This window comes from Protofrankia sp. Cas3 (genome assembly GCF_963555955.1).
GTDB lineage: Bacteria > Actinomycetota > Actinomycetes > Frankiales > Frankiaceae > Protofrankia.
On record NZ_CAUVXP010000187.1, the window covers coordinates 1 to 9,958 of the forward strand.

Consider the following 9,958-nt stretch of genomic DNA (forward strand, 5'->3'; position numbering starts at 1 on the left):
GACCCGCCATGTTCGGCGATCTTGCCGGTGCCGCCGGTGAACACGACGCCGTGCGTCACGACACCCACGACATCGGGATGGCGCGGGTCACCGGGACGGGTGCCGAAGAACGCGGCTGCCCCGTCCCCCGCGTAGACGGCCGTGAGGCCCGAGGCGGCCAACGTGGTGGGCGTGCCGTCGATCGCCTTGCCCGCCGCCGGGTGGGTGAGCAGGAAGGTACGGGCGAACGCGGTCGCCGCCGCCGAGGTGTCGCTGAGCCAGAACTGCAGGACGTCGTCATCGACCGCGAAGGCCACCAGCGGGGCCGCACCGGGATGCCCCGCAGCCCATGCCGCGTTCAACCCGTCGATGATCGGTCCGTCGGCGACGCGGGTGAGATCGGCCGGGTCGGTGGGCGACTGGCCGTGCTTCGCGGACAGGATGACCGTGGTGCTGCCGGTCAGGCCGCGGCGCTGGATCTCCTCCACGATCGTGGCGACGCTCGCGTCGACATAGCCCAGCGCGCGGGCGAGCAGCGGACCGGGGGTGACGCCGCCGGGCAGGTATCCGCCGGTCAGACCATCCGAGCGGGGCAGCTTCTCGGCGGTGGAGACGGTCTGGAAGTTCATCCCGAAGATGGCCGGCGTACCAACCTTCGTCGTCCGGCTGTGGTCGTAGCCGTCGATCTCGTTGAGGACCGCCTGCAGCTTGTAGCTGTCGTACTGCTGTGTCGCGGCGTTGTCCTTGGTCCAGTCACCGGAAGCGAAGCCGATCGCGGTACTGTTGATCTCCGGGGTGAACAGGTCCTGGACGCCGGTACCGGACGGCCCGTTGACGATCTCGTATGCGGGGTGCTTGTCCGACCATGCGGTGCGCAGCCCGGCGGCCCGCGCCACCTCGAAGACGGTGTTCACCTTGAGGTAGGAATGCGGGTAGACCGGCATGCAGGTGGTCGGGTCCACCGGCAGCAGGGCCGGGTTGATCAGCGTCTGCGGTGTCGCGGTCAGCGCGAGGATGCCGCCGGGCAGGCCCGGCAGGTGCGCACCGGCGTCGATCGAGGTCGGGTCGCGGTCGAGGCCCTCGGTGTAGTTGACCTCGGTACCGGCCTTGACACCCGCGCAGGATGTCGTTCCCGCCGGCAGCAGCTGCGAGTTGTAGGTGTCGTCGTAGTAGATCCCGGTCGTGGCCGGGTTCCCACCGGTCACCTGCGCGATCAGACCCGGGAACGAGTCCGACGGCACCGGTGTCTGCGCCCGGGTGAACTCGGTACCCCGGTGGACCAGGCGGGCAAGGGCTGAATCCGGATACTGAGCGACATACCATTCCAGATCGGCCTGGTGCAGGCCGTCCACGGACAGCAACAGCACATGTCGGGTCGACCCGTGGCCGTGACGATTGTCGGTGGCAGTAGCCGGGCCGGCGGCTGCCACCCCACCGATAACGGCAGCGGCCAGTAATCCGGTCGTAACGGCGGCGGCCGACCGCGGGAAAATGCGGGACACAGTTCCTCCTTATGCAACCGGTGCCACACCGGGTGCCTCCGCATTGCTAGACCTCTACAGCGACCGGGGCAGGATTCTCAGGTAAACAGGACACGAAAAGACGTTTCAGCGGACCTTCATCAACCTCTTAAACTTCTCCTAATCGGATGTCAGGTAGTGCCCAGCCCGACCTACCACGCTGAGTAGGTACCGCCACGGTGGCGGTACAGGAGGAGGCACGACATGACGGATCAGCCTGGCTGGCATGGCTGGGATGCGGCGACACCGCCATCCCCACCGTCCTCGGAATCCCCGACGAACCAGGCCCCGCAGCGACGTCGGTTCGGCAAGGCGGCGGGGCTGCTCGGCGCCGGCGTGCTGGCCGGAGCGATTCTGGGCGGCACCCTCAGCGCCACCGCGGCGTCCCCGAGCCCGAGCCCGGGCGGATCAGCCGGGACGACCCAGACCACCCCGGACAACGACGGCGACGGTCATGGTTTCGGGCACGGTGGCGCCCTCGATCAGACCGGTACCGTGACCGCGGTCGGGTCGGCATCGGTAACCATCAAGACCAGTAGCAGCACGACCGAATACGCGGTCACCAGCGACAGCGACATCGACAAGAACGGTGAAGCGCAACTGAGCGACCTGAAGGTTGGCGATTCTGTCACCTTCAACACCACCACCGTCAACGGCAAAGCCACGATCGACAAGCTGCACTCCGGCGACGAAGCGCTCAACATGCCGCATGGTCGTCACGGCTCGGGCACCGACAGCTCTAGCGGGACGCCAGCCGGGTAGGCAACCGGTGGGGACCGGAAAGGGTCGGAGTAGGACAGCCGGGCAATAGGGGTGTGGATCAAGGAGCGGAGCCGGGGCGGGTAGATCGCGAGGTGCGAGGAGGGAGGCACCGGAGGTGGTGGGTGTCGACCGACGACGACACAGCGACGTGCGTGCCCCGCCCGCGCGCAGGTGCGGTCAGGCCCACCCACCCCGGACCGCCCCGCCATCCTGTATGCTGCTGTTGCACTCCTGAGCGAAGCCCCCGCCAGCCAGGCGCGGTGGTGGGTCTGAGGGATGGGATGCCCTGCCTCACAGGTGCAGGGTCGTACAGAGGCACAACATCGCAAGCGAGATCGTGATACAATTGAACAGCACACAGCATGGTCCTGTGGTGAAGCCTGGAGTTCACGCCGCCCTGTCAAGGCGGAGGTCGCGGGTTCGAATCCCGTCAGGACCGCGCTCGCACCACCGGTTGATGTCAGCATGATGTTGATTTCGCCGGTTGGAGCGACCTGGTTGGGCCGTGTTTGGCAGGATGGTTGCACCGGGGCAGGTAGCTCAGTCGGTACGAGCGTCCGCCTGAAAAGCGGAAGGTCGGCGGTTCGACCCCGCCCCTGCCCACCATCGCTGATCTGCGGTTTCATCATAAAGATGATCTCCCTTGGCTCGTTTGAAGATCGTTATATGGCAGTAGATATGGCAACGGCCGTGGAACCCCACGGCCGTTCTCGTTTACTGCCACATGGGACATCATCCCAGCCGGTCACTCAGTTTGGTAAGCGCTGCGCGCTTCTCCTCATATCAGCCGACGGTCCTTGCCGACCTGTCATGTGGTCGGCAAGGACCGTCGGCCGCTGGGACAGCCGCCCCGCCCTACCAGCTCACCGGCAGCGATCGCACCCCATGGACTATGCTCATCGTCAGCGCCAAGTCCTCCGGCGGTGTGGTCAGGCGCAGCCCCGGCAGGCGGTCGAAGAGGGCGGGCAGGCCGATCTGGAGTTCCGCGCGGGCGAAGGACTGGCCGATGCACTGGTGCAGTCCGTGACCGAAGGCCAGATGGCCGGTGGTGCTGCGGCCGACGTCCAGGGCGTCGGGGTCGGCGAAGGCGGCCGGGTCGCGGTTGGCGGCCTGGACCGCCACGATCACGCCCTCGCCCGCGCGGATGTGGACGCCCGCAATCTCCGCGTCCTCGGTGGCGATCCGCCGCAGATCCGGCGAGACGGTCAGGTGACGCAGTAACTCCTCCACCGCCCCGGGCCACAGGCCGGGGTCCGCGCGCAGGGCGGCGAGCTGTTCGGGGTGGCGCAGCAGGGCCACGACCGCGAGCGGGAACATGTTCGCGGTCGTCTCGTAACCCGCGACCAGCAGCGTCGAGGCGATGCCGACGGCCTCGGGCGCGCTCACCTCGCCGGTCGCCACCCGGTCCCGCGCGAGACGCGAGACGAGATCGTCAGCGGGCTCCCGGGTCCGCCACGCGAGCAGTTCACCCAGGTACGTGAAGAGGGCCGTGCGGGCGGCCATCATCTCCTCCGGCCCGGAGGCGGCACTGATTATCGACCTCGCCTGATGCTGGAAGAAGTCGTGGTCCTCGTACGGCACCCCGAGCAGCTCGCAGATGACGAGAGACGGCAGCGGCAGGGCGTACGACTCGACCAGGTCGGCGCTCGTGCCCCCGTCCGCCGTCATCGTGTCGAGCAGCTCGCCGCAGTTCCGGGCGATGGCAGGCCTCAGCTGCTCGATGCGACGGAGGGTGAAGTCGGGCATCAGGACGCGACGCAGACGGGTGTGGTCGGGCGGGTCCATCATGAAGAACTCGCCCGGCGCAGGCGGCAGCGACTGCGGCCGGATGCCGGGGAAGCCGTCGCGGGTCGTGTCTGCGCTGAAACGCGGGTCGGCGAGGACTGCGCGGGCGTCCTCGTGCCGGGTGACCAGCCAGGGGCTGTTGTCGCCCCAGACCGTCACCCGCCGGATCGGCCCCTCGGCACGCCACTTGGCGTACTCGGGCGACGGGTCGAGCAGCGGGCGCAGGGTGGGCAGAGCAGGGTGAGGGGTCATCAGGATTCCTCCGTGGATACTCCGTCGTTTACGGCGGAGAGGAAACGGACTCCTGCGGAGCAGGGCACGGGGAGCCGTTTCGTCGTCACGGCGAAACAGCGTCCACGACCCACGGCCCGCAGGCGGTCACTGGTTGGTGTGAACGCCGGGACCGGGCCAGGCTCGCCCGTGCCCAGCGGGAGTTGTCGCGGAAGGCCAAGGGCGACGGCGCGAACCGGGCCAAGGCCCGGCACAAGGTCGCCAAGATCCACGTCCGGATCGCCGACCGCAAGCGTGACATGCTGCACAAGCTGACTACTCGTCTCGTGCGTGAGAACCAAACGCTCGTGATCGAGGACCTGACCGTGCGTAACATGGTCAAGAACCGGAGCCTGGCCCGCGCCATCAGCGACGCGGCATGGAGCGAGTTCCGGAGCATGCTGGAGTACAAGGCCGCCTGGTACGGGTGGGAAGTGATTGCGGTCGACCACTTCTTCCCCTCCTCCAAGCTGTGCTCGAACTGCGGCACTCTCGCCCGGGCGATGCCGCTGCACGTGTGCACCTGGACGTGCGACTGCGGCACAACCCACGATCGCGACGTGAACGCCGCGAAAAACCTTCTGGCCGTCGGACGGACGGTGTCGGCCTGTGGAGCTGGTGTAAGACCTCAATGAAGAACTCCGGGCGGGCAGTCAGCGACGAAGCCGGAAACCCACGGGGCGACCCGTGGAATCTCCCGCCTTTAGGCGGGAGAACGTCAAGTCGGTGGCTCGGCCAGCGACCGGCTGATCACGTCTACGACGTGAGCGAGATCGGCCCGGGTGTGGGCCGTACTGAGGAACCAGGGCTCCAGCGGGTTGGGGTGGAAGTAGACGCCCGCGTCCTGGCACAGAGTTTGCAGCCGACGGTGCGCCGCGAAGTCCGTCCGGCTGACCAAGGCGTGACACTCGGCGTCCGTCCCGGGGGCTTCAGTCAGCAGCGCGACGGACATCACAGATCCGACGCGTGCGATGCGAACATGACGCCCGGCTTCCGCGAAAGCCAACCTCAGGGCATTCTCGAAGTCCGCGCACTCGTCCTCAAGCCGGTCGTACAGCAACGGGTCGGCCTGGAGTTTGCCGAGAGTGGCCACCACCGCACTGATCGCGGCGTGGTTACCGGCGTAAACACCCGCATGGAAGGCCTCGTTGCGAGCGAGCGGAGCCATGATGTCCCTGCCCCCGCCGAAGGCGGCCACGGGGAACCCCCCGCCGAGAACCTTGGACAGGATGGTCAGGTCTGGCTGGATGCCGTACTTGCGCTGTGCACCCCCGAGATCGACGCGGAATCCGGTGATCACCTCGTCGAAGACGAGAACAGCCCCGTTCCGGCGTGTCAGGCCGGCCACGTGTGCGAGGAATCCCGGCGCCGGGGGCACCACCCCCGCGTTGGCACAGACGGGTTCGAGGATGACGGCAGCAACGCGGTCGCCGTGCTCGGCAAAGGCGCGCTCCAGCGCCGTGGGATCGTTCCAGGGCAGCTGGAGAGTGTGGGCCAGAGCTTCGGGGATCATGCCGGGGGCGCCCGGAAGTGTCTCTTGTGTGTTCTGGCCGTCGTTAGTGATCGCGGCCTTGCGTAGAACGGTCTCACTCCAGCCATGGTAATGACCATCAAACGTGATCACGAGAGTGCGGCCGGTGACGAATCGCGCCAGCCGCAGCGCCGAAGTGATGGCCTCTGTACCGGAGTTGGCGAATCGTACCTGATCGATCGACGGGACGATGGCAGCGACGAGTTCCCCGGCCTGGTGGTCGAGCCGGTGGGGGATGCCGGTGACAGCGCCCAACGACAGCTGTGCGGCGACCGCCCCCATGATGTCGGGATCGGCGTAGCCGAGCAGATGAGGCCCGTACCCCATGTTGACATCTATGAGGTCATTGCCTTCCACGTCCCAGATGCGACTGCCCGAGGCGCGGTCGAGCACGAGGGGGGTGATTATGCCGAAGTTGCGCATGTTGCTGCTGCCACCACCGGCGATGACCTTTTTGCTCGCCTCCAAGGAAAGCGCGTTGTCCATCACGGCAGTGGCCTGGGATGTCTTTCTCATGGAACATGCTCCAATCGGTGCGTCGGCATACGGGGAACGGATGAGCGGTAAGGCAGGCGACGGACGACGGTGTTATGGACACGTGGGTGGTAGGGGCGACGGGGCGCGGGAACAGCGGTCCGCTTCGACAGCGCCTCGTCGCCGTCGCGTCATACCTCGGTGCAGCGTTTGAACCGGATGGATTGAACCGGGGGGGGAATGAACCGGGGGAATCGGCGGGAGGAACAGGTCATTCGGGCGGGGTTCCGTGGTCCGGCCGACCGCCGAGCACGGACTCCAGCACCGCCCGGTATTCGGCTGGCTGCACCAGCGCGCGCATAGTCTCCACGCCGTCGACGATCTCGATATACCGCTTCCCGATCAGCGAGCGGTGCCCGTTTTCGGTGGCCCGGCAGTAGATTTCCGTTCCAGCCGCATCCGACTCGCTGGCAAAGGCCGAGAGAACACTCGAAAACCCGTCCCAGTATTGTATATCTCGGTCCTGGAAGACGAACCTGTAGAGATCGCGCCAGGTTCCGTTTCGCGCCTTCCGCCGCAGTGTCCACTGGGCCTCGTCCGCAGACAGCTGGAAAGAGCAGCCGTACTGCTCCTGCACCTCCTCGACCAGGCGAATGGGTTCGAGGAACGAAGGCCCGGAATATCCGACGTCGGCGAGGAAGTTCTCCCCGTCCAGCCGGACGCCGGTGAACAGGTGCAAGCGGTCGGGGCTGTAGGTCGCGCCAAGGTTCACAGTCGCCGAGATGCGCAGTACGTCAAACCCGAGTTCGGTGAGCAGGGCGCGGAACAGGCCGTTGAGGGCGAAACAGTAGGCACCCCGGCCACCGATGACGATGTCCTCGAAGCGCTGGTCGAGGTCGATTCGGGCTAGATTATGGGAGGGGGATTCCACAAGGGGCATTCGCCCGATGTCATAGGGAATTGTCATTAAATGGCTCTTGTGCAGTGCGCGCAGTACCGCTGCGGTGGGCTCCGCCGGGCCCGAGTAGCCGAGTCGGGACAGGTACTTTTCGACGTCGAACATCGCGGTGTCACACTCCGGTTTCGTATTCGGCCCCGGCTGGGAGGAGTTCTGTCCGCAGGAACTCCGCCACGGCGACCGGGGTGATCAGGTCGAAGACCAGGGTTGGCGGTAGGGGGGTTCCGGTCACGGCGGTCAGCCGGGTCCGCAGTTCGAGCGCGGTCAGCGAATCGAACCCGATGTCCCAAAATGCCTGGTCTTCGTCGATTCCGGCAGGCGACGAGTGGCCGAGTACTTCGGCGGTTTCAGCGCGCACCAGATCGACGAGCGTGGTCAACTGTTCTGTGGCCGACAGCTCGCCCAACCGGTCGGGCCAGGACGCGACGGGCGGTTCCACGCGGGGTACCGCTCCGACGAGGTCGCGCAGCAGCGGATGGATCGAGCCGTCACCCGTTCGCTCACGCAGAGCCGGCAGGTCCAGGTTCACCGCGAGCGCTGTGGCCCGGCCGGTGCCGCAGGCGGCGTCGAACAGGCTCAACGCGTCCTGCGCTGGGAGCGCGAGCATGCCACGGTTATGGATGCGCCGCAGATCGTCGTCGGTGAGATGGGCGGTGATGCCGCTGGTCGGCGCCCACAGCCCCCAGGCCACCGACAGCGCGGGCAGCCCTTCGGCCCTGCGCCGGTGTGCCAGGCCGTCCAAGAACGCGTTGGCTGCCGAGTAGTTCCCCTGCCCCGCGCCGCCGAAGAGACCGGAAGCCGAGGAGAACAGCACGAAAGCGGCCAGGTCCTCCTCCCGCGTGAGGTCATGCAGGTGACACGCGGCATCGACTTTCGGCCGGAACACCGCCTCCACCCGCTCGGGCGTCAACGCCTCGATGACGCCATCGTCGACTACCCCGGCCGTATGGACCACGGCGGTCAACGGATGAGCGGGCGGAATCTCCGCCAGTACCCGGGCCAGCTCCTTCCGGTCCGCGACGTCGCAGGCCCTGATCGTGACCGTGGCACCGAGAGCGGCCAGATCCGTTTCGAGCTCGGCGGCACCGGCGGCCTGCCGGCCACCCCGGGAGACCAGAAGCACATGCCGGACTCCGTACTCGGACACGACGTGCCGGGCCATCAACCCGCCCAGCGTTCCCGTGCCGCCAGTGATCAGTACAGTGCCCTCGGGGTTCCAGGGCTTCGTGGCAGCAGAATCCGCTTGCGTCAGCCTGCTCAGGCGGGGCGCCAGGACCTCCCCCGCACGGATTGCCCACTGCGTTCGGTCACTGGGGATCACCCGGGCAAGCATCGCCGGGGACACCTCTTCAAGGTCGTGGTCGATCAGCACGACCCGGCCGGGCTGTTCGGACTGTACCGACCTCAGCAAACCCCACACCGCGGCAGCAGCCGGATCGACCGATGCCTCGCCGGGAGCCACGGCGACCGCACCCCGGGTCAGAACGACGAGGCGGGACGAGGCCCACCGCGGTGCGGCCAGAAACTCCTGGACCAGCTCCAGCATGCGGCAGGTCGCCACGAGGGACTGTGCCGAGAGCGGCGCCGCCACGCCCGGTCCCCCATCCACGGCGGACCCGCTGGGTGCGGCGACGACGATCAGCTCCGGCGTCTGGTCCTCGGGGAGCTCGGCCAGACCGGCCACCACGCGCGCGGCGCCGGGAGTCGCCACCGGATCGCCCACTACCGCGATGGACGCGGGCCGCGCTTGGTCCGCGTTGGGCACCCTCGCCCAGACAAGTTCGTACAGCGAGTCGCGCAGCGCAGTCGGCGGGATGCCGAGCTGCCCGGCGGAGAACGGCCGCACGACCAGCGAGCCGACGGTCATCACCGGGGCGCCCCGGTCGTCGGCGATCGCCACCGCCGCGCGGTCGGGCCCGGTCGGAGTCATCCGTACCCGCAGGCGTGACGCACCCCGCGCCTGCCGGGTGACTCCGGTCCATGCCAAGGGCAGACCAGCCTTCACAGACAGGTCCAACAGCGCGTAGGGATGCATGGCGGCGTCCATGACCGCCGGATGCAGGCCATACCGTGCCGCGTCGCCTATTTCCGGCGGAGCGACCACTTCCGCGAAGACCTCCTCACCGCGGGTCCAGGCCGCCTGCAGGCCACGGAATGCCGGGCCGAAGGCGAACGAACCCGTGTCGCCGTCGTAGAGAGTGCTGACATCCAGGGGGGCGGCATCCTCGGGTGGCCACGGCCGTCCGTCGAACGCCGAACAGCTCGTACCCAAGCCGAGAAAGCCGGTCGCGTGCCGGGCCCACACCGTCGTGTCGTTCGCCCGGCCGTACACGGTGATCTCCCGTCGACCGGTCCCATCGAGCTCACCGGCCACCAGTTGGACCTGCACCTCGCCCTCGGGGGGCAGCACGATCGGTGCCTCGATGACCAGCTCGGCGAGTTCCTCGCAGCCGAGTTCCTCGCCCGCGCGCAGGGCGAGCTCGACCAGTGTCACTCCCGGCACCACGACGGAACCGGCCACGACGTGATCAGCGAGCCAGGGCTGCCGAGCCACCGACAACCGGGAGACGAACGCCTGCCCGGCCACGCCGGCGACGTCCACCACCGCGTCCAGCAGCGGGTGATCGGTCAGGCGCACACCTGCCGGGATTTCTGCGACCGGCCTCGCGGCGTCCTCGG

Annotated in this window: 6 protein-coding genes, 2 tRNA genes and 1 pseudogene; 4 read left to right on the plus strand and 5 right to left on the minus strand. The window is 67.7% G+C overall.

Annotated features, from left to right (window positions below):
• Window positions 1-1,481: alkaline phosphatase family protein (locus U9983_RS24050; protein WP_322756196.1), on the minus strand; the 1,481-nt coding region annotated here is incomplete at its 3' end.
• A gap of 222 nt (window positions 1,482-1,703) precedes the next feature.
• Between U9983_RS24050 and U9983_RS24055 the strand changes: the two genes are divergently transcribed.
• The 3 genes from U9983_RS24055 to U9983_RS24065 all read left to right on the plus strand — a co-directional run bounded on the left by U9983_RS24055 (window position 1,704) and on the right by U9983_RS24065 (window position 2,867).
• Complete coding sequence (locus U9983_RS24055) at window positions 1,704-2,261, plus strand: hypothetical protein (RefSeq protein ID WP_322756197.1); 558 nt, start codon at window positions 1,704-1,706, stop codon at window positions 2,259-2,261.
• A 364-nt stretch (window positions 2,262-2,625) separates the two neighbouring features.
• A tRNA-Asp gene (locus tag U9983_RS24060) sits at window positions 2,626-2,700 on the plus strand.
• 90 nt (window positions 2,701-2,790) lie between these two features.
• Window positions 2,791-2,867, plus strand: a tRNA-Phe gene (locus tag U9983_RS24065).
• A 249-nt stretch (window positions 2,868-3,116) separates the two neighbouring features.
• On the opposite strand, the gene U9983_RS24070 is transcribed toward U9983_RS24065, so the two are convergent.
• Entirely contained in the window at window positions 3,117-4,298 is a 1,182-nt protein-coding gene (locus U9983_RS24070; protein WP_322756198.1) for a cytochrome P450, read from the minus strand.
• 140 nt (window positions 4,299-4,438) lie between these two features.
• Between U9983_RS24070 and U9983_RS24075 the strand changes: the two are divergent.
• Window positions 4,439-4,951, plus strand: a pseudogene (locus U9983_RS24075) (RNA-guided endonuclease TnpB family protein); the annotation flags it as partial.
• Between the two features lie 83 nt (window positions 4,952-5,034).
• On the opposite strand, the gene U9983_RS24080 reads toward U9983_RS24075, so the two are convergent.
• From U9983_RS24080 to U9983_RS24090, 3 genes are all read right to left on the minus strand, one after another.
• On the minus strand, window positions 5,035-6,363 hold the full coding sequence (locus tag U9983_RS24080; RefSeq protein WP_322756200.1) for an aspartate aminotransferase family protein: 1,329 nt from the start codon (window positions 6,361-6,363) through the stop codon (window positions 5,035-5,037).
• A gap of 229 nt (window positions 6,364-6,592) precedes the next feature.
• Window positions 6,593-7,384, minus strand: a complete 792-nt coding sequence (locus tag U9983_RS24085) for an arylamine N-acetyltransferase family protein (protein ID WP_322756201.1) — start codon at window positions 7,382-7,384, stop codon at window positions 6,593-6,595.
• Window positions 7,385-7,391: 7 nt separating this feature from the next.
• On the minus strand, window positions 7,392-9,958 hold a 2,567-nt coding region (locus U9983_RS24090; protein WP_322756202.1), incomplete at its 5' end, for a type I polyketide synthase.

Excerpts from the sequence above, each read along its gene's own strand:
- U9983_RS24055 (WP_322756197.1), top strand. The coding sequence starts at position 1,704 with ATGACGGATCAGCCTGGCTGGCATGGCTGGGATGCGGCGACACCGCCA.
- U9983_RS24080 (WP_322756200.1), bottom strand. The coding sequence starts at position 6,363 with ATGAGAAAGACATCCCAGGCCACTGCCGTGATGGACAACGCGCTTTCC.
- U9983_RS24085 (WP_322756201.1), bottom strand. The coding sequence starts at position 7,384 with ATGTTCGACGTCGAAAAGTACCTGTCCCGACTCGGCTACTCGGGCCCG.
- U9983_RS24070 (WP_322756198.1), bottom strand. The coding sequence starts at position 4,298 with ATGACCCCTCACCCTGCTCTGCCCACCCTGCGCCCGCTGCTCGACCCG.